Annotated in this window: 19 protein-coding genes; all 19 read right to left on the minus strand. The window is 54.7% G+C overall.

The features are described from left to right. Positions 1-12: 12 nt before the first annotated feature. The 19 genes from PDUR_RS23730 to PDUR_RS29415 all read right to left on the minus strand — a co-directional run bounded on the left by PDUR_RS23730 (position 13) and on the right by PDUR_RS29415 (position 26,411). The gene (locus PDUR_RS23730; RefSeq protein WP_042208434.1) at positions 13-1,293 is read right to left on the minus strand and encodes an ABC transporter permease; all 1,281 of its coding nucleotides are present in this window, start codon (positions 1,291-1,293) and stop codon (positions 13-15) included. Continuing rightward, positions 1,290-2,006 carry an ABC transporter ATP-binding protein gene (locus tag PDUR_RS23735; RefSeq protein ID WP_042208435.1) on the minus strand — a complete coding sequence of 239 codons (717 nt, stop codon included), beginning with the start codon at positions 2,004-2,006 and terminating at the stop codon, positions 1,290-1,292. The genes PDUR_RS23730 and PDUR_RS23735 overlap by 4 nt, the downstream gene beginning before the upstream one ends. 12 nt (positions 2,007-2,018) lie before the next feature. Further along, a complete protein-coding gene (locus tag PDUR_RS23740) occupies positions 2,019-3,740 on the minus strand; it encodes an alkaline phosphatase (RefSeq protein ID WP_042208436.1) in 1,722 nt (573 codons plus the stop codon). A 517-nt stretch (positions 3,741-4,257) separates the two neighbouring features. Then, positions 4,258-4,947 carry a DUF3800 domain-containing protein gene (locus tag PDUR_RS23745; protein ID WP_042208437.1) on the minus strand — a complete coding sequence of 230 codons (690 nt, stop codon included), beginning with the start codon at positions 4,945-4,947 and terminating at the stop codon, positions 4,258-4,260. Positions 4,948-5,150: 203 nt separating this feature from the next. Further along, on the minus strand, positions 5,151-7,175 hold the full coding sequence (ligA, locus tag PDUR_RS23750) for an NAD-dependent DNA ligase LigA (protein ID WP_042208438.1): 2,025 nt from the start codon (positions 7,173-7,175) through the stop codon (positions 5,151-5,153). 129 nt (positions 7,176-7,304) lie between these two features. Next, a complete protein-coding gene (pcrA, locus tag PDUR_RS23755; protein ID WP_042208439.1) occupies positions 7,305-9,653 on the minus strand; it encodes a DNA helicase PcrA in 2,349 nt (782 codons plus the stop codon). 77 nt (positions 9,654-9,730) lie between these two features. Beyond that, positions 9,731-10,441 (minus strand): heptaprenylglyceryl phosphate synthase, encoded by a 711-nt coding sequence (gene pcrB / locus PDUR_RS23760; protein ID WP_042208440.1) that lies wholly within the window; start codon positions 10,439-10,441, stop codon positions 9,731-9,733. A gap of 269 nt (positions 10,442-10,710) precedes the next feature. Then, positions 10,711-12,117, minus strand: a complete 1,407-nt coding sequence (locus PDUR_RS23765; RefSeq protein WP_042208441.1) for an undecaprenyl-phosphate glucose phosphotransferase — start codon at positions 12,115-12,117, stop codon at positions 10,711-10,713. After that, positions 12,114-13,061, minus strand: a complete 948-nt coding sequence (locus PDUR_RS23770) for a glycosyltransferase family 2 protein (RefSeq protein ID WP_042209657.1) — start codon at positions 13,059-13,061, stop codon at positions 12,114-12,116. Before PDUR_RS23770 ends, PDUR_RS23765 begins: the two co-directional genes overlap by 4 nt. Before the next feature lie 168 nt (positions 13,062-13,229). Further along, entirely contained in the window at positions 13,230-13,547 is a 318-nt protein-coding gene (locus PDUR_RS23775; RefSeq protein WP_042208442.1) for a chorismate mutase, read from the minus strand. Between the two features lie 233 nt (positions 13,548-13,780). Then, positions 13,781-14,353, minus strand: coding sequence for a TlpA family protein disulfide reductase (locus PDUR_RS23780; protein WP_042208443.1), 573 nt, complete (start codon positions 14,351-14,353; stop codon positions 13,781-13,783). An 11-nt stretch (positions 14,354-14,364) separates the two neighbouring features. Further along, positions 14,365-15,072: a cytochrome c biogenesis CcdA family protein gene (locus PDUR_RS23785; RefSeq protein WP_052410367.1), complete on the minus strand. Its 708-nt coding sequence runs from the start codon at positions 15,070-15,072 to the stop codon at positions 14,365-14,367. Positions 15,073-15,074: 2 nt separating this feature from the next. Then, complete coding sequence (locus PDUR_RS23790) at positions 15,075-15,335, minus strand: heavy-metal-associated domain-containing protein (protein WP_042208445.1); 261 nt, start codon at positions 15,333-15,335, stop codon at positions 15,075-15,077. 90 nt (positions 15,336-15,425) lie between these two features. Further along, complete coding sequence (locus PDUR_RS23795; protein ID WP_052410368.1) at positions 15,426-16,487, minus strand: ABC transporter substrate-binding protein; 1,062 nt, start codon at positions 16,485-16,487, stop codon at positions 15,426-15,428. A gap of 27 nt (positions 16,488-16,514) precedes the next feature. Continuing rightward, the gene (locus tag PDUR_RS23800) at positions 16,515-17,570 is read right to left on the minus strand and encodes a FecCD family ABC transporter permease (RefSeq protein WP_052410369.1); all 1,056 of its coding nucleotides are present in this window, start codon (positions 17,568-17,570) and stop codon (positions 16,515-16,517) included. Positions 17,571-17,574: 4 nt separating this feature from the next. Further along, positions 17,575-19,866: an MFS transporter gene (locus tag PDUR_RS23805; protein ID WP_042208446.1), complete on the minus strand. Its 2,292-nt coding sequence runs from the start codon at positions 19,864-19,866 to the stop codon at positions 17,575-17,577. Continuing rightward, the gene (locus PDUR_RS23810) at positions 19,844-20,740 is read right to left on the minus strand and encodes an ABC transporter ATP-binding protein (protein WP_042208447.1); all 897 of its coding nucleotides are present in this window, start codon (positions 20,738-20,740) and stop codon (positions 19,844-19,846) included. The genes PDUR_RS23805 and PDUR_RS23810 overlap by 23 nt, the downstream gene beginning before the upstream one ends. A 42-nt stretch (positions 20,741-20,782) precedes the next feature. After that, positions 20,783-22,708, minus strand: a complete 1,926-nt coding sequence (locus PDUR_RS23815; protein WP_042208448.1) for a pilus assembly protein N-terminal domain-containing protein — start codon at positions 22,706-22,708, stop codon at positions 20,783-20,785. Positions 22,709-22,787: 79 nt separating this feature from the next. Beyond that, positions 22,788-26,411, minus strand: a complete 3,624-nt coding sequence (locus PDUR_RS29415; protein WP_052410370.1) for an S-layer homology domain-containing protein — start codon at positions 26,409-26,411, stop codon at positions 22,788-22,790. Positions 26,412-26,441 lie beyond the last annotated feature (30 nt).

A 26,441-nucleotide genomic window follows, 5' to 3' on the forward strand; every position in this document is an offset into this window, starting at 1 on the left:
GCAGCTTACCTCCTAAGATTTAAACAAAGCGAGCGGGTGAAGCCGGTACATCCGGAAGGCGGGAATCAGCGAGGCCAGCAGCCCGAGCGCGATCGTTCCCGCGGCTATAAAGCCGTGATCGGTGTTCCACAGATAAGGGTTGATTCGGACTCCCGCTTTGGCAAAGAGCACTTCTCTAAAGATCAGCGCGGCCAAGTGTCCCGCAAGAAAGCCCGCTGCAAGGCCGGTTAGCGTCAGGATCAGACCTTCACTGATCAGCGTCATCCATACATAGCTCTTAGGCTTGCCCAGCAGCCGCAGCAGACCGGCGTCTTTGGTGCGCTCTCCGGCGGCGGCGATCAAGGACAGCAGAATCGTAATCGCGGCAAGAAGCACGCACAGACCGGCTAATATTTCGACAAGACGCGAACCTTGGTCGATTGCGTTCACCACATCCGACACGGCCTTGCTTGTATAGGCTGCCTGAACCCCGCCATTGCCATCAAGCGTCTGCTTCAGATTATGCGCGCCAAGCAGAGTCGACGGCTTGACCAGAACGGCCGTAATCTCCCGTTCCTCGCCTTGAAGCTCATGAACCGCCCAAGCATAGTCAACGGTAGTGAACACCGCCCGGTCATCCGGTGTGTTCAGTGTGGGCAGGATACCTGTCACCGTATACAAAAAGCCTTCATGCGAATGTTCCTCTGCTTCGCCCGTATGATCCTCCGATTCTCCTTCACCGGCGTGGTCCTCTGATTGTCCTTCACCAGCGTGATTCTCGGTCTCCTCTTCGCCGGAATGATGCTCCTCTTCCTCCACCAGCCCATGGGCACCCGTGAACGTATCACCTACATGCAGACCGAGCGTTTCAGCGACATGCGATCCGACAACGGCTTCTCCCGTCTTGGCATACAACGCGCCTTCTTTCAGATTGCGGTCGCCGTACCGTGTCAGAAAATACTCCGGATCGATGCCGACTACCGGAAATCCGTTGTAATTATCCCCGGTCGTCATGGCATACGCCTTGTCCACGCCCGAATCGCGCCGTGCCTCTTCCAGTACGTTCGCCGGAATATTCCCGGTAGGCGCTCCGATATGATAGAACGTGTTCAGCACAAGCTGAGTTTCGCTGCCCTGCGCCCCAATGACGAGATCGAACGGACCGTATCCTTTTTCCGCCCCCTGCTCAACGCTGTCCCGGAAAAGCGAAAACAGAACGATAAAAGCGACGGTCGCCCCGATCGCGCAGACGGTAAGAAAAGAAAGAAAAAGCCGATGCCGGATATTGCGCAGCGACAATGAAAAAAGATTCATCCGTTGCTTACCTCCTGTTCGCCGCCTCTTCCTGCTTGATGCCCCGCATGCTTCCGAACGCGGTTCAGTTCCCGGATATCCAGACATTTCGGAAAGCGCTCCGCCATGTTCAGGTCATGCGTGACGACAATCAGGGTCTGCTGCCCGGAAGAGCTCAGATCAAGCAGAAGCGACGAAATTTCATCCGCAGTCTCCCAGTCCAGACTGCCGGTGGGCTCATCCGCAAGCACGAGCGGCGGATTGTTCACAAGCGCGCGGACAATCGCCACCCGCTGCTGCTGACCCCGGGATAGCTGGGAAGGCATATGCTTCGCCCGGTCCGGCAAGCCTACCTTCTCCAGCCACTCGGAGATGAGCGTCTTTCTCCGCTTAGCGGGTATACTGGCGTTCATTGCGATTTCGATATTTTGGCTGGCGGTAAGGGAAGGAATCAGGTGGAAATCCTGCAGCACATATCCGATGTTCGCAGCTCGAAGCCGATCTCGCTGCGATTCCGTCATGGTGTGCAGGAGTTGACCCTCCAAGTGGATCTCCCCCTTGTCAGGCACCGCAATTCCGCTGATTAAATGGAGCAACGTGCTTTTACCGGACCCGCTGGGTCCGGTAATCGCCACCTTATCACCTTTTTCCACCTGCCAAGAAGGAATATCCAGAATCGGAAGACTGCGTCCGTCGATCCGGAAGCTTTTGCTCAGGCCGGAAATTTGCAGCATGCTCACTCCCCCTTAGCGCAGAACAATCCGTTCGGAGAGCGAATCCCATTTCAGATTTTTGCCGGTCAACTGGCTGAAAGCGGACAGCGGAAGATATACGGTTCCGTTATCGTTATCTACCGTGAAAGATACAGCCTTGCCGTTCAGCGTTGCGGTCAGAGACGACATGTCGATGTTCAGCGTATTTTTGCCAAAAGAGGCTTTAGATACGGTTGATCCGCTGCTATAGCTTCCTCCAAGGGCTTTGATCAGCGAGGCAACAGGATACAGCACTTCGTTCTCGCGGTTGATTTTAAATTTCGGATAAACATATTTCGATTGAAGCTCGGCGGATCTCTTGTCCAGATTGACCCCTACAATGGCAGCGGAAGCTCTGGCAATCTGGGTGTTGTCCACTTGGCCTTTCACTTTACCCGCGATTGGACCATATGCCCAAATCCCGACATCAACGGCGGAGTGCCCGTGTCCGGACCAGCCGACCAGCAGTCTTTTGGAAATAACGGCATTGTATGCGCCCTCCTGTTTGTATGAGGAACCGTCCCCTGCCAGAATCGCTTGCACCTCTTCGTCGGTCAAATCGTTAATTCCGGTATTCTCGGCCACAATGCTGCGAATTTCCTCCGGAGTTTTGGCTTCTGCCAGCTTGGTAGCGATGGATTCCGAAGAATGCTTCTGCTTGTCCCACAGGTCGATATTGAGCTCATAGATATTGTCGCGCGACAGGGACAAACCGCCCGTCTCATGGTCTGCTGTCACGACTACGGATGTATTGCCATCTTTTTTAGCGAACTCGATTGCGGTCTTAAAAGCGGCGTCGAAATCGAGCGTCTCCTGCACGAGCGTCGGAAAATCGTTGGCATGTCCGGCATGGTCGATCCGGCCGCCTTCGATCATCATAACAAAACCATTCTTGTCCTTGGACAAAATCTTCAAAGCGGACGACGTCATTGCCGCAAGGCTTGGAATTTCTTCTGTACGGTCCGGGGTATAGGCAACATGGGAATTGCCGAACAGACCCAGCGCTTTCGTCGTGGAAGCCGGGAGGGCCTTCAGCGCGCTTGTGTTCTCGACAACGGTATACCCTTTCGCTTTGAAATCGGGCAGAATATTTTTATCCGTCCGCTTGCCTTTCTCATCCTTGGTCACAAAAAATTGCTTACCCCCGCCGAACAGCACATCCACGCCGCTATCCAGGTACTGGGTGGCAATAGCCGATTCGTTATCGCGGTTGCGAACATGCGACGCGTATACGGCAGGTGTAGCATGTGTGATCCGCGCGGTGGTCACAAGACCGGTCGCTTTGCCGCTTCTCTCCGCCGCTTCAATCACAGAGGCAAAAGGCTTGGCTACATCTTCATTGGATACGCTGATGCCCGCGTTGTATGTCTTATGGCCTGTAGCAAAAGCGGTTCCGGCGGATGCCGAGTCCGTTACGACCCCTGACACTACCTTTCCGCCGTCTTCGCCGCGATCCGCATATGTGGTAGCTTGTCCGACATAATAAGGATCGAGATTAAGATGCTTGACTCCTTTTTTATACTGTTCATAATAGCGTGTCGCCGAGATTTGCGCAGGTCCCATACCGTCGCCAATCAGGACGATCAGATTCTTCGATGGGGCTTTTACAGCCTTCTGTGAATTGGAGGAACCTTTCGCCGCGTAGGCAAAGCTTCCTGCGGAAAGGACAAGGCAGGCCAAACCGCCGATTGCAACCTTTTTCAGACCTTTGTTCATTTGTATATTTACCCTCCCAGTAGTAAGTGATCAAACCTAGTCTAAAGGGGGAGTATTTGCGCCATGTAAACGTATGGGCGGAATTGGGTTAATTTTTATGAAACGTTAAGAATTTAAAGGGTAATGGATTTAAGAGGGAATAATATTAAAGGAGAGTACAGCAAAGAGGAATTCAAAAGCTGCTCAAGAGCAGCGAACCTGGCATTGTTTGATCGTAACGCCCCACTTTACGAGTGCGGGAAAAGTTAAATTCGACCCAAAGAATTCAATTCAGAAAAAACAAAACAAGACCAGCACGAGGCAGCCCCTAGACAGAACCACAACACCAGTCTTTAACTAAATTATACTTTTATTAGTTATAAAGTCAAGAAGAATTGAGATCAGTACGAAGCAGCCCCTAGACAGAACCACAATACCAGTCTCACGCCGAAAATATTCATCTTCTTCTAGAATATACTAATTTCTGATCAATAATCTTAATGGAATTTTATATATTCCGTGAAGCTGTTGTGATCCATTAGGTGAAGGCACCAAACAAAATGCGTCTTTGTATAATCGAATATAGATTACTTATCCATGAGCTAAATGAACTTATTGGTGTTTCGTCGATGCATAATTCATGGTATTTTCTAATAATTCCAGCACAAAGATCAGCTAGCTGTATGCCTTCTTCAACACGGGAGCTTACGAAAAATGCAGATTCTACAATAGAAGTGCAGTCATTACCCTCATTTGATCTGAACAGATAATTTTTCATTTTAAACGAAATAAGCATATCATTACCTTCATCTTGCGAATCAAAACTGACAATACACTTTTTCCCTCTCATGTTAGAATAGCCGTTAATGCGTTGCAATAGAAATCTATAGTGGTTGGGGAAACTGTCACTTTCTACTCGTAAAGGCTCCTCTGGATGGTCCATTATGATAGCAAAAACCTTTAAATTTAGAGTATTATCAAGAACCTCATTTATAACGCGTTCTGCGAAAATTTTATTGATTGTATTACGAGTCATTGATTTGGGCTTTAAGACATTCACAGCCTTTAATTCCACATCATGTCGTCCAAAGAGATCCATTTTAATATTATACATCCGTTGCATAATACTTCTGACTTCATCTTTGGGTATACAAACAGCAGCAAGTACTGGATGCCTTGTTTCATCATTAGGGTGCGGAAACCCGCTCTCATCAATATATGCTAACAAATAACATCCTCCCACTATAAATTATTATTAAGCCTATTACTCTAATGTTATTAGATTCCCAGATATTAACTTAATCAGATACTACACTATTCATTTAACGGTCGCTTTCCACATATAACATCGGGGCTTACGGTTTAATTTGTAAACCGAGTACAAAAAGTCTTACGAAATCCTTCCCTTTCACATAAGTATCACATGGAAGGTCAAGCCGGCGCTCCGCCCTCCAGCAGCCGGATCAATTCTTCCTCGTCCTCGATGACTGGAATACCGAGCTGCTGCGCTTTGGCCAGCTTGCTGCCGGCTTTCTCTCCGGCAATGACGAGATTGGTCTTCTTCGAGACGCTGCCGGTGACTTTGGCGCCCAGCGCTTCCAGCTTCTCCGCCGCTTCGTCCCGGGTCAGCTTCTGAAGCGTTCCGGTCAGAACTACCGTCTTGCCGCTGAAGAAGGAATCGGTCACGACCGGAGCCGGCGCTTCCAGAGCCTTGGCCTGAACGCCTAAATCAAGCAGGCGGCGAATACCGTTAACGACGAACGGATCGGCAAAAAAGGAAACGATGCTCTCGGCCACAATGCCGCCGATATCAGGCAGCGCCGACAGTTCCTCCGCGCTCGCCGTCATAACGGCATTCAGATCACGGTAATGATCGGCCAGCATCTTGGTCGTCGCCTTGCCGGTATTCGGGATTCCCAGCGCATACAGGAAGGAAGCGAGATCCCGTCCCTTGCTCTCTTCGAGCGCCTGAAGAAGATTGGTTGCCTTTTTCTCGCCGAACCGTTCCAGCTTCACCAGCTGCTCCAGCGTCAACTCATAGAGATCCGCGGGCTCGCGGACGTTAAGCTCCTCGTACAGCTGCCCCGCCGTCTTGTCGCTGAAGGTCTCGATGTCCATCGCGTCCCTGGAGGAATAATGGGTAATCCGCGCGACGATCTGCGGCTTGCAGTTCAGCTTGTTGTTGCAGAACAGATGCGCTCCCCGCATTTCCAGCGGAGATCCGCAAGCCGGGCATTGCTCGGGATAAATGATCTCCCCGCCATCCTTCTCTTCGGTCACCTTCCCCAGAATCTCCGGTATGACGTCATTGGAACGGCGGATGAAGACACGCGTCCCGAGCGCATGCTTCAGATTCTTCCGTTCAATATCGCCGATATTGTTAAGCGTGCAGTTCTGCACGGTAACGCCGGCCAGCTCCACCGGCTCGACCCGCGCCAGCGGCGTCACTTTGCCGGTCCGGCCCACATTCCAGATGACTGATTCCAGAATGGTGGTCGTCTCCTCCGCCTCGAACTTGTAGGCGACCGCCCAGCGTGGGAACTTGTCCGTATAACCGAGCACTTCGCGAGTACGGAAATCGGTAATTTTGATAACGACACCGTCGATCAGGTAGTCCAGCTTGGAGCGGCCCTCCTCAATTTCGGCCAACTGCTCCGACACTTCGTCGAAGTTATCGAAGTAAGTCAGGTAAGGATTGACCTTGAACCGGTTGTCGCGTAAGAACTGCATCATTTCCTGATGGTCATGAAACTCTACGCCTTCCGAGTAGCCGACATTATAGAAAAAGGCATTCAGCCGCCGCTCCGCCGTCAGCTTCGGGTTCAGGTTGCGCAGTGCTCCGGCCGCGCCGTTGCGCGCGTTCTTCAGCGGCTCCGCCGCCGTCTTGTTGTATTCGGCGAGCACCGACAAGTTCATGATCCCCTCGCCCTGCACCTCAATGACGCCTTCCTTGAAGGGAATGGTCAGCGGAACGGATTTGATCGTCTTCACCTGCGCCAGAATGCCTTCACCTGTAACGCCGTTACCCCGTGTGGATGCCTGAACCAGCCGCCCGTCACGGTAAGTCAGGTTCAGCGTCAGACCGTCAAATTTCAGTTCTACGGCATAGCGGGGCTCCGGAAGAGGTTGCTCGGGATTCTTGCTGTTATAGTCGTTCACCAGCCGAAGAACCCGGGCGTTCCAATTGCGGAGCTGTTCAATGTTCTGCGCTTTGTCGAGGCTCCAGAGCGGAGCCAGGTGCCGGTGCGGGACAAAGCCCTTCAGCAGCTCGCCGCCGACGCGCTGGGTCGGTGAATCGGGCAGTATGAAGCCGCTCTCCGCCTCAAGGGCGGCGAGCTTGTCGTACAGGGCGTCGTACTCCTTGTCGCTGATGAGCGGCGCATCCAGCGTATAGTAATGATAGTTATATTTATTCAGCTCCGCCACAAGCTCTTCCATCGTATGCATTGCGTCCATACTTGAGACATCCCTCCGCCATACCAAATAGTTTCCTTATCCTTCAATCTGATCAAAATACCGGTTCTTTAATCGCCGGGCGGCGGCTCGCAGTTCCATGCCGGAGCCGCACCATCCACAGCCGAGCGCTCAATCTACCTTGGCGATCGGCGCAAATCCGGCCAGCAGCCGCTTCACGCCCACCGGCGCCGGGAAGGCAATTTGCAGCTCCATGTCGTTGCCGCTGCCTTTCACGGCGACAATGGTGCCGACGCCCCATTTGCCGTGCGAGACCTTGTCGCCCGCCTTGAAATCGGCGGACGCCCCTCCACCCGCCGGGCGGGCCGCAGCCCCGCCCGAGGTCACGGTCACGCGGCTGCGCCCAGCCGCCGCGGACGCCGAAGCGCCGCCATAGCCTGCGGCGGCGCCCGGCGATGAGGCGGCGGCTCCGCCCCGGCCGCCGCCGAAATTGCCGCGGCCGCCTGCGCCGAAGCCGCGGCCGCCATAGGCTCCGCCCGCCTCGGTGCCCCGGCGGAAGCGGTCGCTGCTCATGAAGGTGTCTTCCTTGAGTTCCTCCGGAATCTCGTCCAGGAAACGGGACGGCGGGTTGGCCGTCGTCCGCCCGAACAGCGTGCGCGCCCGCGCGCAGGAGAGGAACAGCTGCTTCTCGGCGCGGGTAATGCCCACATACGCCAGCCGCCGCTCTTCTTCCAGTTCATCATTGTCCTGGAAGGCGCGGCTGTGCGGGAATACCCCTTCCTCCATGCCGACGATGAACACGACCGGAAACTCCAGCCCCTTCGCGCTGTGCATCGTCATCAAGACTACCGCGTCGCTGCGGTCATCCTCCGAATCGTTCATGCTGTCGATGTCGGCAATCAGAGCGAGATCGGTCAGGAAAGATACGAGCGACTTGTCTTCGTTATTTTTTTCAAATTCCATCGTCACAGACAGGAACTCGTCAATATTCTCCAGGCGGGAGCGCGATTCAATTGTGTTCTCCTTCTGCAGCTCCAGCTTGTACTGCGACATTTCCAGCACCTTCTCGGTCAGCTCCGTCACCGACAGAAATTCCACCATCCGGTGGAGCGCCAGAATCATGTCGTAGAACTCGACCAGCGCGTTCCGCGTCCGTCCCGCAAATCCCAGGTCATCCACCGTTTCCAGCACACGGAAGATGGAGACGCCCCGGGATGCCGCCGCATCGGTAAGCTTAGCGACCGTCGTGTCGCCGAGTCCTCTTTTGGGAACATTGATCACCCGGGTCAGGCTGATATCGTCGTCGGGATTGGACAACAGCCGCAGGTAAGCCAGCAGATCCTTGATTTCTTTCCGGTCGTAGAACTTAATGCCCCCGACAATTTGGTAAGGAATATCCGATTTAATGAGAATTTCCTCTATTACCCGTGACTGCGCGTTGGTCCGGTACAGGATCGCATGATCCTGGTACGACTTGCCCTTTTTTACATTCTTGCTGATTTCTCCGGATACAAAATAGCCCTCGTCATGCTCGGAATCGGCCCGGTACACCTTGATCTTCGGCCCCTCTTCCGAATCCGTCCACAGCTTCTTCGGCTTACGTCCTGTATTCAGCGCGATAACACTGTTGGCGGCGTTCAGAATGTTCGAGGTCGAGCGGTAGTTTTGCTCAAGCAAAATGACTTTGGCTTCCGGGTAATCTTCCTCGAAGTTGAGAATGTTGGTGATGTCGGCGCCGCGCCAGCGGTAGATGGACTGGTCGCTGTCGCCGACGACGCAAATATTGTGATGGCTGTCGGCCAGCATGCGGCAGAGCATGTACTGCGCCCGGTTCGTATCCTGATACTCGTCCACATGGATGTACTTAAATTTCCGCTGGTAGAAATCCAGCACCTCAGGCACTTCCTTAAACAGTTGGATCGTTGTCATGATCAGATCGTCGAAATCGAGCGAATTGTTGCTCTTGAGCCTTTTTTGGTACATTGTATATATTTTGGCAACGAGGCCTTCAAAATAATCCCCGATCTTCATCTCATACTGCGCAGGCGTCACTAATTCATTCTTGGCCGTGCTGATCATTGACTGAACTGCTTTCGGCTCGAACTTCTTCGTGTCGATATTCAGTTCCTTCATGCAGCTGCGGATAACGGATAGCTGGTCCGTGGAATCGAGAATGGAGAAATTGGACGTAAACCCGATCCGCTCAATATCCTTCCGCAGTATCCGCACGCACATGGAGTGGAACGTCGATACCCAAATATCCCGGCCTTCCGGGCCTACGAGCTTGGACACCCGTTCCTGCATTTCTCTTGCCGCCTTGTTCGTGAACGTAATGGCAAGTATCGCCCAAGGCGGAGCCTTTCGACCTGCAATCAGCCAAGCGATGCGATGGGTCAGCACCCTCGTCTTGCCGCTCCCCGCTCCGGCCATGATAAGCAGCGGACCGTCTGTCGTCTCGACCGCCTGGCGCTGGGGAGGATTAAGCCGGGTTACGGCGTCTTGTATATTAACGGATTGCATGTAGGACATGCCCCTTTCTAGATAGCTTAAATCGCTTATTTCATAAGTAGTTCTGTACAGAACTACTATATTATTCACTAGATAGCAGCGTCTGATTTGACCGCCTCGACCGTCGACAAGGCCCGTCCGATATCGGTATAAATGATGTTGCCCACGACGACCGTATCGGCAAGTGAGGCCGCAAGCTTCGCTTGATCCGGCCCGGTAACTCCGCCGCCGTAGAAGAGACGCGCATGGCCTACAGCTTCACGTACGGCTTGCATTGTCTCCGCATCTCCAAAGCTGCCGCTGTATTCCAGATAGACGATGGGCAGCGTCATGAGCTTATCGGCAATATGCGCATAGGCTGCCGCTCCGTCTGCTGACAGCCCCGTGTCCGCGCCGGTCAGACGGGCCACGGCGGAATTTCCGTTCAGCACAATATAACCCTCGGTCAGCAGCAGCTCCCAGGGGATAAAATCGCCGTAGCGCTCAACGGCTCTTCGATGGTGGCCGACAATCCATGCCGGATCGGGTGAATTCAGCACCATCGGAATCAGATAGGCGTCAAAGCCGGGCACGACGGCGGACAAATCGGATACCTCCAAGACGCATGGTACACCGTACCGCTGTATTCCGGACATTAGGCGGGCGGTATTATCATAGGTGATGCCTGTAGAGCCGCCTACCAAAATTCCGTCCGTGCCAGACTGACAAACCGCCCTCAAGTCTTCTTCGCTAATCGCGCGGTCCGGGTCCAGCTTGAACACATGGCGCCAGGTCTCAATCATTTGTCGTACCACAGTCATGATCTTCCATCCTTATTCGGTTTAAATGAATAGGCCGCTCTTCAGTAGCGCCGCTTATTGCTTCTTATATGTTAAAATAGCCGGATGGGCGTGTCAATTTAAAGAAGCAAAAAACACGAACATTTTTTCGCTTTTTTTCGGGTGCACAGGATATGGTTGCGTTCTGCTTCATGTGCAGTATTCCTTTGGCAGCCGGGTGTAAAAAAATAATTCCCCGCCCCGCCTTGCAAGCGGCGGGAGCGGGGAAAGAGATGTATGATAGCCTCAGGTTAGTAAGCATTTTTATTGATGAAGCCGTTGCGGATCGTTTTGAAAATAATCCGGATATCAAACAGCAGCGACCAGTTCTCGATATAGAAGATATCGTGCTTGATCCGGTCCTCGATCGAGGTGTCACCGCGCAGGCCGTTGCTCTGCGCCCAGCCGGTAATCCCGGGACGCACGTGGTGCTTGACCATATACTTCGGAATTTCTCCCTTGAACTGCTCCACATAATAGGGGCGTTCCGGACGCGGACCGACCACGCTCATATGGCCCAACAGCACGTTGAAGAACTGCGGCAGCTCATCCAGGCTCGTCTTGCGGATAAACGTCCCGAACCGGGTGCGGCGCGGATCTTGCTCCGTGCTCCAGCCCGTATCCACTTCGCCGTCACGCTGCATTTTCATCGAGCGGAATTTGTACATCGTAAACGTGCGGCGATTGAGACCCACCCGCTCCTGCCGGAAAATCACCGGTCCCGGGGAAGTCATCTTCACTCCAAGCGCCGTAATCAGCATAATCGGACTCATCACTACAATGGCGAACAGCGAGAATATAATATCGAACAACCGCTTCGCCATCCGGTTAGCCGTCATATCGAGCGGGATATCGCGCACATTGATCATCGGCAGCCCGGCAAAATTATCGAAGTACGGACGCGCCGGCAGATAGTCAAAGAAATCCGGAATGATCAGCGTGCGAACCCCGGCCCGTTCGCAGGTCGCGATAATGGCGGGAAACTTGTGATGCACATCGAGCGGCAGAGCGAGAATCACCTCGTCGATCAGCATCGTCTCCAGCATAGCCGGCAGCTCGTCGAGCTTGCCGAGAATCGGCTTGTAGCGCTGGGAGTCGAGCGTATCCCAACTTTGGTAATCGTCCAGAAAACCGATAATCTCATAACCGAGCTCGGGATACTGGGCGAGATTATCGTAAATTCTTCTGCCCAGCGTGCCCGCCCCGAGAATGAGCACAAACTGGCGGTTGAACCCTTTTTCCCGGAATGACTTCAGCATCTTCTTCAGCACATACCGGTACAGCATCGTAGAGAGCATAATCGTGCCGATATAGATAGTCAAATACTGACGGGAGATATCGATTTCTCTCACAAAATACATCAGGCCAAGCAGGATGAAGATACCCATTACATGCACTTGGAAAATCTTCAGGAACTCATCGGCAAACCGCTTCTTCCGCTTGGGCATATAGAGCGTGAGCAGGATACCGATTAGAACGGCGACTCCGCCATAAATCAAGCTCCAGTAAGCATACGACTCCACCGCCATATGATTCTCGTAAGGCATCCAGTCACTCTTGAACTTGAGCCACCAGGAGAACAGAAAGGCAGCCTGAATGACAATAAAGTCGGCGACCATATAAAGCTGTGTCAAAAACCGCTGATTGCGGCGGATCATAATCTCACCTCGGCATTCGATTCGGAACGAGCTCCGGCTTCGCCCGCAGCAGTAAGGCTTGGCACAGGTACTTGCTTCCGCCGTCCGGGAGTCAGAGCATTACGCAGAAGGACTGCGGCAAGCTTAACGCCTACTCCTACGTATACGGCCCCATTGACCAGAAAAGAATACTGCTTGCTGTAATGCTTGCGGTGAAAAACTATCATGGCGCGGTGAAATTCATAAATGATCTTAAGCGGTCTGCGCCGTGCGCTGCCGCCCTTTAGATGCACAATGAATGCTTTGGGATAATAGTAAATCTTCCAGCCCGCTTCCTTGATCCGGTAACACCAATCGAGATCCTCGCCGTACATAAAAAAGGTCTCATCCAGCCCGCCGATCTGCTCGATCGTCTCCCGCCTTACCAGCATGAACGCGCCGACCAGACAGTCGACCTCATATTCCTTGTCAGGGTCAAGATAACCCAACTGGTATCCGTTGAACCGCGGGTTGTCAGGAAACATTCTGCTGAATCCAAAAGCATAATAGAAGGAAGCCGCAGGGGTCGGAAATCCGCGTTTGCATGCCTTATCCAGACTTCCGTCCGGCAAAATCACCTTGCACCCCGAAGCGCCAAGCTCCGGCCGCCGGTCCATCAAGGAAATCATCGTCTCCAGCGTATTCCTCTGCACCACCGTATCCGAATTCAGCAGCAGCACATAACGTCCTGAGGCAATCTCCATCCCCTGGTTATTCGCCCGCGCGAATCCGGTATTCTCCTGGTTGGCAATCAGCTTCACCTGCGGGAACCGCTCTCTTATGACTTCTACCGACCCGTCAGAAGAATGGTTGTCGATCACAATGATTTCATAGGTATACTGCGTTTCCGAGTCATACACCGACTGCAGACAGTCCACCGTCAAGCGGCATGTATTGTAATTTAGAATGATGATGCTGGCATCGATATTCACTTTTGCTTACGCTCCAGACAAAAATAGTAATCTATCGACAATATTATAGCATAAAACTGCGCTGAGTAACGGGATGCTCAAATAAGCATTTTACAAAAATGCCGGAGTACGATTATCCAAAATTGCCCGTGCAGGTGCTGCTGCTATTCCTGAACGTTCCCGTTAATCGGCCTCCGGTTGAGCGCCCTTTTCATTCATCATTTCGCGATGAAGCCGTAGTTCATCTTCTATAAAGGCCGACACAATGCCGCGATAGATTTGCTCGATGACATTCGGATCGCCGCCATGCTCCGCAGCTGTAGTCCGTACTTTTTCAATTAACTGCTCCACACGCTGCGGTGCTTTGACGGCGTCAGCGTCCTTTTTGAATGCGGCTGCTTCATTTACGTACAGATGTCTTTCGCACAGCAGCGCCACAATCTGCCGGTCCAGCCTGTCGATATTGGCCCTTACCTCTTCGATGCTGCCGCAAGATTTCATTGGTCTTCCCCCTTGGTTACATTCCGTATAGTTATATAGTTAATATCATTATTATATTACAAGAAGAAACGCCTGACGGCGTCTTTTTAAGACACAGGTACGTTTCCCGTAAAAATATAAGACCAAACGATAGGTGCGAAGCTTATAAGGTCTTATATTTCAAAAAAGCCCGTTCTCCGCAGTTTTGGGAAAACAGGCTTTTGCGTTTCTCGGATTTTGTCATGCCGCCCGAATCAAAGACCGCCAAGTTTAAGCAGCGAATCTGCCGTTATGGCCCCTTCCAGCCCTCCGTATACGGTCCCGTCCCGGTTTATGACGACGGTGGTGGGGTAGCCTCTTAAGCCGTATTTTTTAAAGAGGGAGGAACCCGGGTCCAGCAGAACGGGCAGGGTATAAGCGTTATCTTTCATATACTGCTTGACCGTCTCCGCGTCTTCGCCGGTGTTGACGGCAAGCAGAACGACTTCGCCTTGTTTCATCAGAATGTTCGACGCCTCATCCAGCTCCGGCATCTCCTTCTTGCAGACCGTACACCAGGTCGTCCAGAAATTAAGCACGACAATCTTCCCCTTGTAGTCCGCGAGCGACACCTGCCGGCCTGACAGATCGGGCAGTGTGAAATCAGGAGCCGGCAGCTTGCCGGACTTGGCCGGTCCTTCGTATCCCGATGCGGCCTTCAGCAGCTCGATCGGAACGCCGCCCGACAGCGGAGTCTCCGGAACCGCCTGCGCCCGGTTGTATACAAAGGCGCTGCCCGCAAGCAGGACAGCCAGCAGGGCGATCCACAGCCACAGTATCTTTTTCATGGAATTCTCTCCTATCTTAAGTTTGCAAGCCACTGCATCCGGTCCGTAAGGGTCAGAATTCCTGCGGCAATCATGACTGCTCCCGACAGTATGCCGATCAGCCGATTATGCCGCTGCAGAAAGCGAAACGTCTCCTTAAGCTCATTATAAATAAGCGATGAGAACAGAAACGGCAGTCCGAGTCCGAGCGAATAGAGCAGCAGCAGGATCATACCCTGAAGCACGGAATCGGAGCTTCCGGCCATCAGCAGCGATGAGGATAGCAAGTAGCCGACGCACGGAGTCCAGCCAAAGGCGAAGACCGCTCCGAACACCAGCGAGCGGACAAATGTCAGCTTGTCCGTCCGAAAGGGCAAACGCTTCTCAACGTGCAAAAAACGCAGCCTGAACACCCCGGCAAAGCCCAGTCCGAACAGAATCATAAGCAGACCGCCTATGATGCGGAACACAGCGAGATGTGCGTTCAGAAAGGCTCCGACCACCGTCGCCACTGCCCCCATGGAAACGAAAATCAATGTAAATCCGGCCACAAAAGCAGCCGCATTGCGCAGCAGCGGAAGACCGCTTGGCCGATGAGACTGAAAAATCCCGGCTTCCCGCCGCTCTTGCCCGGCTACTCCAGCCAAATAAAACAAATAGACCGGAAGCATGGGCAGCATGCAGGGAGAGACAAAAGTCAGCACGCCTTCAAGAAAGCTAAGGCCATAGTTGACGGTCATATTCAACCTTCGATATTTCCGGCAGTCATGATGGTAACGGTAAATTTTCCGTCATGAATCATACCGATTTGGCCGCGGATTTTCTCCGCAAGACCTCTCTCTGCCGTATGAGTAACCGCGACCTGCTTATCTTCCCTGTTGACCTCCACCGACTTGACGCCGGGGATGCCCTCAAGCTCCCCTTTGATCTTGGACTCGCACTTCGGACAATGCATGCCTTCCACTGTATATTCAGAAATGACGGTGCTCCATTCGTTCTCCATTCGTTTCCCTCCTTTATCCGGGAGTTCCCGGTAGCCTGTACGTGCACCATGTGCGGCTCATTCGGGAGCCTTTATATGATCTAATCGCAATCAAGGGTTCTCCCGGTTCAAAATTTTTCCGGCTTCCTCCGCCGTAAGCTCATAATGATAGAATTTGGAGTAAAACTCCCGCAGCTCCGCGTTCATGTCCAAATCGCCGAAGCGATCGGGGTGAAGGATTTTGGCCATTTCCATGACCAGCAGTATCTTTTGCAGACCCATATCCCAATAAAACACGCCGCTGGGCGTCAAATAAACCCGCTTGTTCGCAACGGCCTCGATGAGACCGTATCTGCCGTCGCTGTAGGTATTCTGCCGGATCTTCTCCGTCGTCTCCAGATCGTCCAGTCCCCCATGGTCAATAAAAATGTAAGCGGGATTGTACTGAACGAGCTGTTCGAACGTAATTTGGGAGTGATTACCCGCCTCGAAATCAGCAGTGACGGACCGCCCTCCGGCGGCGGAAATCACTTCGGTAAGATCGGAATACTTCCCATAGGTGGATAGAAGATCGATGGCGGAATAGTATACGGCGGGACGCTCCGAATCATCCAGCTTGTCCGTAACATCCTTAATCCTCTTCAGCTTCGCGTGAAAATAATCCTCGTATTCCCGCGCCCGCTCCGGCGCATCCCCTCCAAGGGCGGCGGCGTATACCTCAAGCTGCTTCAGCGAGCTTTCCAGGTTGGGTGTTACGGCCCCCGGCACATTGGCAATCTTCAATTTATCCAGCTTATTGCTCTCATTCGGACGGGGAAACCCGAGAACCAAATCGGGCTTATAAGACAGCAAAGCCTCGATGTTCACGGCGGTATGCACATTTTCCAGCTTCGGCAGCGAGATCATCCGTTTAAAGATCCGCTGCGCCCACGGGAAATTGTCCACCTGCACATCGGAGCAGGCAACGATCCGTTCCTCCGCGCCGAGCATGACAAGCGTTTCATACGAAGGTCCGTATACAGCCGCGATTCGCTTGGCTTCCACCGGGACTGTGATGCTCTGTCCTTTCATATTCTCGATTGTCCGGGTTTCCGGCCGGGAATCCGCGCAGCCTGCCGCCGCCAAAGATAATAGACAAGCGGCCAGAATGAGTGAGATGCGGCGTACAGTCATAGGCTTCCTCCTTTCAGCTTCGGGGGGTTAATTTTTTTCCTTCATAAATAAGTATAAAAATACGGGCGCTCCAACGATGGAAGTCAAAATGCCGAGCGGAATCTCCTGATCGAACAGTCCGCGCGCCAAGTCGTCGGCAATCAGCAGAAAGCCCGCGCCGATCAGCGCCGAAGCGGGGAGCAGCAGCCGATGGTTAACTCCGGCAATCATCCGGGTCAGGTGCGGAATGATCAGGCCGACCCAACCGATCATTCCGGCGGCGGATACCGCCGTGGAGGTCAGCAGCGTAGCTCCGACGATGAACGTCAGCCTGAGCCGCCGCACATCGACGCCCAGCGCCGACGCTTCTTCGTCTCCGAACGACAGCACGTTCAGCCGCCAGCCGAGAAGCAGCATCGGAACGGCGCCAATTGTCATCGGCAGCAGCTGGACGAGCAGGTCGGTGCCTGTGACGTAGCTGAGCCCGCCCATCAGCCAGAAGGTAATCGCCGGAAGCGTATTATACGGATCGGCAACGAACTTGATGATGGATATACCGGCTGCGAACAGCGCGCCTACGACCATCCCAGTTAGCAGCAGCAGCATCGGCCCGCTCCCCGCCATTCCCGCCACCGCTCTGCTTACCGCAAAGGTCAGCAGCACAGCTCCAAGACCAGTGCAGAAGGCAACGGTCTGAACGGCAAACCCGCCCAGGCCAAGCAGAATCGCCAGCGCCGCGCCGCCGCTCGCCCCCGCCGCGGCCCCAAGAATATCCGGAGAGACCAGCGGATTGCGCAGCATTCCCTGGTAAGCCGTCCCGGACATGGAGAGTGCGGCTCCTGTCAGTATGGCCGCGCCAATCCGCGTCAGCCGGACTTCAAATAGCACCTGTGCCGCAGCTCCCGCTCCGCCTCGTCCGGCGGCAAGGGCCAGCAAATCGGCGAAGGAAATGCTGTATCTCCCAACCAGCAGCGAGACCAGCGCTGTCAACAGCAGGAACACCCCGAGGATCGCAAGCAATCGGGAAGGATTTGAAAGCGCCTTTTGCAGCCTTCCCCTCGTTGCTTCGCCCTTAAAGCCAATATTTGTGTGGTGGCCGTTCATGCTCCTAATGCTGATGCTCCCCGGCATCCGCCAAATAGGCGGGAGCGCCCTTGGCCGGCAGGAACTTGTAGACATACAGGTTTTTGTTCTTCAGCTTCACACAGGCCAGATAACCGCCTCCGCTCATGTAATAATCGTTCTTCAGGAGCGGGGCCAGTTCATCCATTTTGACCGGATCGCTGACCACCGGGTTCGCTCCGAAATCTTTGGTCTGGATAAACTCCCGGTCGTTATCGGCGATATAACCGAGGAAGAACGGCGACTTCGGATCTTTACTCTTATTCATTCCGACATAAGGGTCATACGGCTGGAGGGTAATGCTCTCGATTTCTTCCGTATTTTCCAAATACGAATACAGTCCTGTTTCTTTTAAATATTGGAGGGTGTTCTTAAAAGAAGGCGTTACATAAATGATGCTGTTCTCCAGCCGATAGCCGAATTTCAGACTTTCCTGACCGCCGTCTTGGGTAAACATAATGGTCCCGAGCGCCTGATCTTTGGGATAATAGCGGTCTTCCAGGCTCTGGGCTTCGACATCATCGGCAATATGCCCCAGAAGCTCCTTGCGCTGGCTGTCCGACAGAATAACCTGTCTCGGATTGGTATAGGAACTGTTCGCCAGGTAAACCAGACCGTTCCGGAAGGCTCCCGCCGCCCAGTAGCGCGACTCGGTCGTTCCGGTAATCGTTCTGCGCGTCTGCTTCTGCACGGCCTCGGTCTTGTCGAGCGTCAGGAATTTGTCCAGAACGCTAAGCTTGGTCCGGTCGTAATAACGGGTAAGATGCGAGCCGTTATCCAGCGTATAGTTGACGATAATATCGTAAGGGACGGTCGTATTGGAGAAGTTCTCCGCGTCGCGCGCCAGCTTTCCTTTTCCTCCGTCGATAATTTGTTTGTGGAGTCCTGTAATCATCTCCAGATCACTCTTGGAGGAAAAGGTATAGTTGCTCATAACATAGTAGCTGCCGCCCGTGCTGACGCCGCCAACCTGACCGTCCAGATAGTTCGGCGATCCGGCATAGGACATCTGAACGCTGGCAATCCGGTCAACCTGCGGAATCCGGGAAGAATAGCCGAAGCCGCCGGTAACCAGAATGACCACAGCGGCCAGCACCGCGCCAAGTCCGAACGGAAGCTTCAGAATGCCCCGGCTGAGTCCCCGGGAGCCGTTCTTCTGCACCAGCTCGGTAATCAGAAAGATGACAATAAACGTCAGGGAAGCGGCCAGAATGGAATATCCCGTTCCCATATCCGCCCCGTACTCCAGCACAATCGCAAAGCCGAGAAGCGGCAGCAGGAACGTGGAGGCGATGCCCAGAATACGGCTTGTTCCCGAGACGCCGGCGATTTCCGCTTTGCGGCGGGACAGCGCCGCAGCTCCGAGCGCGGCAATAACCAGTGAGGCGATGACCCAGCCCAGAAGGGGTAGCGCGCGTACCGGAGGCTGGATAAATCCGTCGAACCTAGTGTATTGAGCGCAGTAATCTTTGGCCGCCTGATAGAAGAACAGAACCGGATTATAGCTGGCCAGCTTGTCCAGAAGGCTCGCGCCCACTTCGACCGTCCCCGTACTCGCGGAGAACCCGAACGAGTTGCCGAAGAGCAGCTGCTTCATCAGCGAGTTGGCTCCGTACAGCAGGATCGAAGGTGCGCCGATAGCCATAAGGGAGTAGAATACCGCTTCCGTCATGGTTCCGACCATACTGCAGACAAGCGCCGTGACGCAGAAGCTGACGATACCCAGAATCAGGTAACCGGCATAGAGGTAGACACCCCCGGTAATAGCAAGCCCGGCGTAGCCCAGACTGCTGAATGCCGAAATGTTCATCATGAGAGAGATCATGATCGGAATGAAGATCACGACGGCAAGCATAATAATTCCGATGACAAAACGCAGGCCAAGCTGCTTCCCTCGGGTAATGCCCTGGGCAAAATACGCGTCCGATGAACGCTTCACCAGCATGAACCGGAACAGAACAATCGCCAGCGCGGCCCCGAATACGATGACGGCGGCATGAATGACTCCTGTCAGACTCTCGTAATAGAACCGGTACTGCATCTGATTATGCGTGTAGTTCTCGTCAAAAATCGATTTTCCGGGAATAAAGGCGGTCGATACGGGAATCAGCAGCAGAAATACCGCCAGGCCGAGCGCAGCTACGCCGAGACTTTGAATGAGCGCCCGTGTAAAGGCGTGGAGATAGACCGGAAAAGCGCGGTCCCGGGAAGGCGCTGCCGCCGCAGGCTCGGGAGAAGGCTCCGTGATCACACGGTCAAAAGAAGGTTGCGATGTCATATTCCTTATCCTCCATCTCATCCAAAAAGATTTCTTCCAGCGTCATCGGCTCGTTCGTGATCCAGAGCGGCGACGCCGATTCAAGCCGCTTCCGCAGCTCATCGGCCCCTCCGTCCCAGGTGAAGATATAGCTGTCGTCATCCCGCATAATATTGCGTGCCTGGATGCCGCGGAGCTGCTCGATTCCATTGCCGCCTAAAAAAGCAACTCGGTACTTGGTCCGTCGCTTGCGCATCTCATTGACGGTCGTTGCAAAGGACAAGCGTTTGTCGCGGATGATCGCGATGTAATCGCACAGTCCTTCGAGTTCCCGCAAATTGTGGGAGGAAATTACGATGTTGGTGCCGTGCTTTTTCATATATTCGAACATGATGCTCTTAAGCTGATTGCGCTTGGACAGATCCAGGCCGTCAAAAGACTCGTCCATAAGCAGATATTGGGGCATCGTAGCAAACGCCAGAATAAGCGCAGCCTGACGCTGCATGCCTTTGGAAAATCCGCTGATTCGCGCTTCCGGGTCCAGTTCGAAGAAATCGACCAGTTCCCTGTACGTTTTATGGCTCCAGTTCGGGTAGAACCCGCTGAAAAAGAGCGCCATCGACTGAAGCGAGCCCTGAGGCAGAAAATACGGATCGTCTTGGGCCATGAACAGTCTGCGTTTGAGGCTTTCATTCTCGTATACCGGTACGCCGCCGATGGTGATTCTTCCGGCTTCAGGGCGGTAGATTCCCGCGATCATCTTGAGCAGCGTCGTCTTGCCCGCTCCGTTATAACCGACAAGCCCGCAAATGCGGCCGTCCGCGATCTCGAAAGAAATGTCCTCCAGCGCCGTAAAGCGGCCAAAGGTTTTGCTGACCCCTTCGATTGATATCAATCTCCACACCTTCCTTTGCATCTTTCTCTGTCGGCTTCGTCATCAAGCCGCTTCTTTAAAGCTCCGGCGTCTCTTCATGCCATTCAGAATCAGCGCCGCAGCTGCGGCAGCCAGAATCAGAAGCACGGCGACCGCAACGACGGTAACCATACTGCCGGATGAATACGATGGAGCGCCTACGGCCAGAACATAATCCGAATTATGGCTGATTGTAAAAGAGACATAGCCCGCCTGTACATTCAGATTCGTCGCCGCCGGAACCAGCCGCCCTTTCTCCGCATCGAGCAGATAGAGCGTCAAGTTGTCCGCATCGCTGAACCGGCTGCCGGTATTGATATAAATCTCGGCCGGACCGGGCAGCTTGCCGTCATGGGCGAAGGAAATATAGAATGGCTTGACCAGCGAAGAAGCCGCCTTCTTCAATACGGGAGCGGTCTCCGGGAAATCGATGTGGAAGTTGATATCCTCCGGCGTCTCAATCGTTTCCCCTTCAAAGGTCCAGGAGTAGAGGACATTGCTGCTCTCGTCCAGCTTTTGGAAGATAAGGCGCTCTTTCTTCTCCTTGGCCCCTTCCATCGCGGCTTTACCTGTCGGTATACCCGTGTCGGTTAAGGTAATCATCTTCATCGGTCCGCGCATGGTTTCCATGCTCTTCGTTTCCGGCTGATCCGCTCCTGAGGCTTCAGCAGTCGGAGCCGCCTGGATTTGTCCACCCACAGCGGACGTTCCGGCAAGCGGCTTCGGAGCCACCGGAGCCAGCGCCTGCATCTTGGAGATGACCTCCTGCTGTTCTTCCTTGCTGATCCCCGATCCCAGAACGGATACGAGCGGGACATAAGGCGCAATGACCGCCACATACGGCTTGGCCGCACTTACGTAGGGCTTGCCTCCGCCGCCATTGCCTGCCGAGAATCCGGTCTGTGCGCTGATCGCGCCGCTGGAGAAAGGAGCATTCCCGCCGCCTGCAATATTGCCGGCCGCACTGCCGCCTGCGGATCCTGGACTTCCCTGGCCTCCAGCCGGGAATGGCGCAACGACGTCAGCCGAAGGTGCAGGCAGAACCGGTGCCGATGAAGGCTGAGGCGCGTTCTGCACATATACGGGCCGGTAAGGCGCGGGCTGCGACCCTGCGGCCGGTGATGCAGCGGTCCCCGACGGCTGCCCGGCCGGAGCCGGACTCGGCGTATACTGCGGAGCATACGCATTCGGAGCCGGGGTGCTCACGCCGGGACTCGGATAGGTGACAACGGCGCCGCCTCCCGTATTATTTACGGGTTCCGCCGCATAGGACGGCTGAGGCGCGTAACTCGGTTCCTCGGCCGGAACAGGATTCACCGGTACGTAAGGATTTGCTTCCGCTGGAGCGGAAGGTCCAGCCTCGGAAGGTGGTTCCGGGTCTGGGTTCGGCTTCGAGCTAGGGGTAACCGGATCCTGGCCCGAACCGCCGCCCGGGTTCTCCGGCTCCGGATCTTGTCCGCCTGTACTTTCTTCCTCAACCGTTACGGAAATCGTCTCCGGCGAAGAAGAGGTATGCTGCCACAGCGTGCCGGTTACCGTTATTGTCGTGGTTCCTGCCGATTTCCCCCTAATCGTGATGGTTCCGCTCGAATAGGAAGCCGATGCGATGAACGGATTGGCGACACTGACGGTCGCGCGGGCTTCTTCCGTCTTTTGGCCTGGTCCGGCGCACTGGCATTGCCCGGTTACCTCATCCCCGCACATCCCGTTGCACTGCTGGGGACAGATGGCCTGTCCGCAGCCGATGACGCCGGTATACGAATCCGGGCTCAGCGTAGCCGAGATGGTTGTGGACGATCCGACCTTGACCTCCGCCGATGTGCTTCCGAGTGAGAGCTGAACCGTTCCCCGGTTAAAATAACCGTAAGCTTCGGGCGTAACGGACAGCGACACCAGCACAGCGAAGGCAAGCAAGATCATTTGGATTCTCCACTTTACTTTGGTTTTCATATATCTCGCTCCTCGTATGATTTCGTTCAGAGATAGCAGGTCCTGAACATGTGAAGGTCCAAGGCCGCCATCCCGCGAACTATTTCAGCTTCAGCGCTTTGACCAGCACAGCCGCCGCTTCCGCGCGTGTCGCCGTATGAAGCGGATCAAAACGGTTGCCCGGCTGTCCGGATACAATACCGGCCTGCACCGCCGCTGCCACAGAGCTCTGCGCCCAGGCCGCAATGGAGCCACTGTCCGCAAAGGCAAGGGGAGTCCCTCCGGTAAACCCGAATGCGCGAACCGCCATTACAACCATCTCCTGGCGAGTAATGGACTGATCGGGCCGGAACTGTCCGCCCCCGTAGCCGGAGACAATGCCGTGATCCGCTGCTGCCAGCACCGCTTCTGCCGCCCAATGATGATTCATATCCCCGAATTGGGAGCTTCCCGTCGCTTTAAGATCAAGCGCTTTGACCAGCATCGAGGCATATTCAGCCCTCGTAATCGTCCGGTTCGGGCGGAAAGTGCCGTCCGGATAACCTCCCGTAATGCCGCGAGCCGCAAGCTCCTCGATGTATGCCGCCGCCCAATGTCCTTCGATGTCCTTAAGCGATACGGCCGCCGGCTGCTCTGCCACCGCTGTCTTTTCGGCAAACACGGCGAACTTCGTGAAGTGGGTGACTTCCGCTTTAACCGTGCTTCCGCTTACTGTGCCGCCGATCCGGGTCCATGCACCGGCGGCTTCATCATAATGGTAGATTGCCGGTGCATAACCTGCCGGTATTTTGGCGGGATCAAACGTCAGGGTAAGCGTTACAGGCTTGGCAAAAGTGTAGGAGGCCGCATCGCCCGCCGAAAATTCGTACACGGTTCCGGCCGGAACCAGCTCCGCCGGGGCGGCTGGAGGCGCCGTTACCTGCTGAATCTTGACGCTTAAACTCTCGCTGCCGTTCAGGGCATTTGCCGGAATATCGACAACAGCCGCATCTCCAAGGCCGATTCTTCCGCCTGCCGCCGGAGGTACCGACGCCGACCCGCTGGAGGATTCAACCGGCGCCACAGAAGATGATGACGGAACTGCGGCTGGTGCTGTTCCCGAAGGCGGCGACGGATTGAACGGCGCGGATGGAGTCGAAGCCGCCCCTTCCAGCGCCGCGATCGCCTTTTCCGCCGCCTTCAGCTTATCCAGCACCCCGGCGGGCACCAGCGCTTTCTGCGCATCCGTCAGGCTATCGTACATCTGCCGCGCTGCCGCTACCGCCGCCTTGTCAGCCAGCGCTACCGGGTCAGGAAGGGCGTTGATCTTGTCAGCGATGGCTTTCGCTGCCGCCTGGTCCGCCGCGGCCTGCTGCGCCGCCGCTTCCAGCGCCGCAATCGTCTCTTCCGCCGCCTTCAGCTTATCCAGCACCCCAGCGGGCACCAGCGCTTGCTGCACTTCCGTCAGGCTATCGTACATCTGCCGTGCTGCCGCTACCTCCGCCTTGTCAGCCAGCGCCACCGGGTCAGGAAGGGCGTTGATCTTGTCAGCAACCGCCTGGGCGGCCGCATGATCCCATGCTTCCTGCTCTGCTCCTGCCTCCAGCACAGCAATTGTTACTTCCGCAGCCGCCAGCTTCTCCACCGTGTCCGCAGATACCAGTGCTTTCTGCGCATCCGTCAGGCTGTCATACGCCTGGCGGGCCGCTGTCACCGCCGCTTTGTCAGCCAGCGTCAACGGATCCGGCAGATTATTGATTTGGTACGTCGCCTGCCAGGCGGACTCCCGGTCCGCTTCTGCCTGCGCTTCTTCCAGCGCGGCAATCGCAGCGATCGCCGCCGTCAGCTTGTCCAGCGTTTCCGCAGACAACAGTGCCTGCTGCTGCGCCGTCAGGCTGTCGTACGCCTGGCGAGCCGCCGCGACTGCCGCCTTGTCGGCCAGCGTCAGCGCGTCCGTCCCCGGAAGCGCGGCGATGATTTGCGCAGCTGCATCAGCCGCCGTCTGGTCCGGATCAATCAGATCATAGCGGGCGACAAAAGCGTTGTAACCGCCGTCGGCTCCTGAAACCGGCGATGCGCTAGCCAGCGCAGCCAATTCTCCGTCGGAAGATTGCGACGCGCCGTACAGCACGAAGCCGTTCCCGGCCGCCTCCAGCATCGGTACGGCAAGCGTTCCTCCGTAACCCGAGCCCTGCAGCGGCGCTTCATTCCGCGTTCCTCCAGCGAGATACGCCCATTCGGTGTTCAGATTCCCGTCGCTCTTGAGCACAAGCATATCCTGACCGCCCTTGGCCGCTCCCCCATTAGGCACGGTTCCTGAGGAAGAGCTCGGCAGGCCGTTCGCTGTTCCTCCAAGCCAGTAGCCGCCGCCCTCGGCCGGGACGATTGTCGTCAGGCTGTCCGGGTTCTCAGCGCTCGATCCCAACACAGAAACGTCCGTCGGCTGCGAATAGCTCTTCTCGGCTTCCACCGACAAATCGTCAGTCTTGAACTTCACGGAGAACGCGGAAGAGACGGAATTCACCGTCGCAGAACCAACAGCCAGAATGCTTGCCCCGTCAGTGGTCACTGCGATATCGTTCAAATTGGCATCCGCTGCCGGGACCGGGGCGTAGGTCGTCATTTTCTGCAAAGTGCCATCCGCCGACAGAATGCCGATTAGGCCTTTATGCTGAGAATTGTCGTTATTCAGCGGAAAAGCAATGTTATACTCCTCGGCGTCTTTTAGAGGACTGCCATTTTTATAGACTTTGGTAAAGCTCTGTGCCGAGGACCACCCTGATACCGCATAGCCCCCACCCGGCAGTTCGGCTACAGACAGCAGTTCCGTCGTTTTATTGGTTACATTATTGTCTTTATCATAGAAATGAGTCAGCCATTGCCGAGCCCCAGTTCGGGTATACTTCACAATAAACGGCTCCATCTTGCTTCCCATAGGTCCGAGCATTCCATCCGAGCTTCGGGAATAGCCGATAACGATATAGCCTCCATCCGAGGTAGCCTGCACGCGGCCAAGCTCGATATCCCCGGAGATTGAAGCAGTGATCGCGGTTCCTATGGCGGTGGCGGAGCTAAGATTGCCCTCAGCGTCCATTTTGACAACCAGCCCGTCCGCCGGAACACCCGAATCCGTATAGTCAGAGGCGAACTTGTTAATGTAATGCTGCAATACTTTAGAGGTCCCCGCAGAATCCTTGAGCGTGATTTTATATCTCATCATATCGCCAAAGTCATCATTTTCATTCGGCACACCCATGCCTACGGCTATCAGGCTTCCATCATTCAATAGAGTCAATGAATTGAGGTTAATCCGGTAATTCTTGCTGTACGGAGAGACATCCATTCCCATGTAATTGAGTTCCTCGGGCATCTCCGTCGCATAAATCGCTTTAGCCCACACACGGTGTAAATTCCCTCCTTCATCGCTAAGTTTGATGATATAGGCGGGATTAGCTGTTCCCTTGTCCGGCGCAAAGCTTAGTCCCAAGCTGCCCCCGGCTCCGACATCCGCGATTGCAAAATATTCGTTATATCCATCCCTCGGATTAACAACCAGACTTCGAATCGAGTTCGCAGGCAGTCCCGCCTCCCCTAATCCCCAAGCACTCTTAAACTGAGGTTCCAGGTTTACCGCTTCTGCTCTAGCCTTATGCCCGGCTGCGCTGTACACCATCGTCAGCGCCAAAACCATAATCAAGAATACTTTTTCAACCTTGCGAACACTCTCCCGAACTGCTCCCCCCACAGCTTAAAGCCTCCCTTAAATAGTTATTAG

Source organism: Paenibacillus durus (genome assembly GCF_000756615.1).
GTDB lineage: Bacteria > Bacillota > Bacilli > Paenibacillales > Paenibacillaceae > Paenibacillus_AQ > Paenibacillus_AQ durus.

Bases quoted from the DNA above. Each gene is read 5' to 3' on its own strand.
- pcrB (WP_042208440.1), bottom strand. From the start codon at position 10,441: ATGACTGTGGTACGACAAATGATTGAGACCTGGCGCCATGTGTTCAAG.
- PDUR_RS23790 (WP_042208445.1), bottom strand. From the start codon at position 15,335: ATGGAGAACGAATGGAGCACCGTCATTTCTGAATATACAGTGGAAGGC.
- PDUR_RS23775 (WP_042208442.1), bottom strand. From the start codon at position 13,547: ATGAAATCTTGCGGCAGCATCGAAGAGGTAAGGGCCAATATCGACAGG.
- PDUR_RS23785 (WP_052410367.1), bottom strand. From the start codon at position 15,072: ATGACCGTCAACTATGGCCTTAGCTTTCTTGAAGGCGTGCTGACTTTT.
- PDUR_RS23815 (WP_042208448.1), bottom strand. From the start codon at position 22,708: ATGAAAACCAAAGTAAAGTGGAGAATCCAAATGATCTTGCTTGCCTTC.
- PDUR_RS23780 (WP_042208443.1), bottom strand. From the start codon at position 14,353: ATGAAAAAGATACTGTGGCTGTGGATCGCCCTGCTGGCTGTCCTGCTT.
- PDUR_RS23805 (WP_042208446.1), bottom strand. From the start codon at position 19,866: ATGACATCGCAACCTTCTTTTGACCGTGTGATCACGGAGCCTTCTCCC.
- PDUR_RS23735 (WP_042208435.1), bottom strand. From the start codon at position 2,006: ATGCTGCAAATTTCCGGCCTGAGCAAAAGCTTCCGGATCGACGGACGC.
- PDUR_RS23765 (WP_042208441.1), bottom strand. From the start codon at position 12,117: ATGATCCGCCGCAATCAGCGGTTTTTGACACAGCTTTATATGGTCGCC.
- PDUR_RS23730 (WP_042208434.1), bottom strand. From the start codon at position 1,293: ATGAATCTTTTTTCATTGTCGCTGCGCAATATCCGGCATCGGCTTTTT.
- pcrA (WP_042208439.1), bottom strand. From the start codon at position 9,653: ATGCAATCCGTTAATATACAAGACGCCGTAACCCGGCTTAATCCTCCC.
- PDUR_RS23800 (WP_052410369.1), bottom strand. From the start codon at position 17,570: ATGAACGGCCACCACACAAATATTGGCTTTAAGGGCGAAGCAACGAGG.
- PDUR_RS23795 (WP_052410368.1), bottom strand. From the start codon at position 16,487: ATGACTGTACGCCGCATCTCACTCATTCTGGCCGCTTGTCTATTATCT.
- PDUR_RS23740 (WP_042208436.1), bottom strand. From the start codon at position 3,740: ATGAACAAAGGTCTGAAAAAGGTTGCAATCGGCGGTTTGGCCTGCCTT.
- ligA (WP_042208438.1), bottom strand. From the start codon at position 7,175: ATGGACGCAATGCATACGATGGAAGAGCTTGTGGCGGAGCTGAATAAA.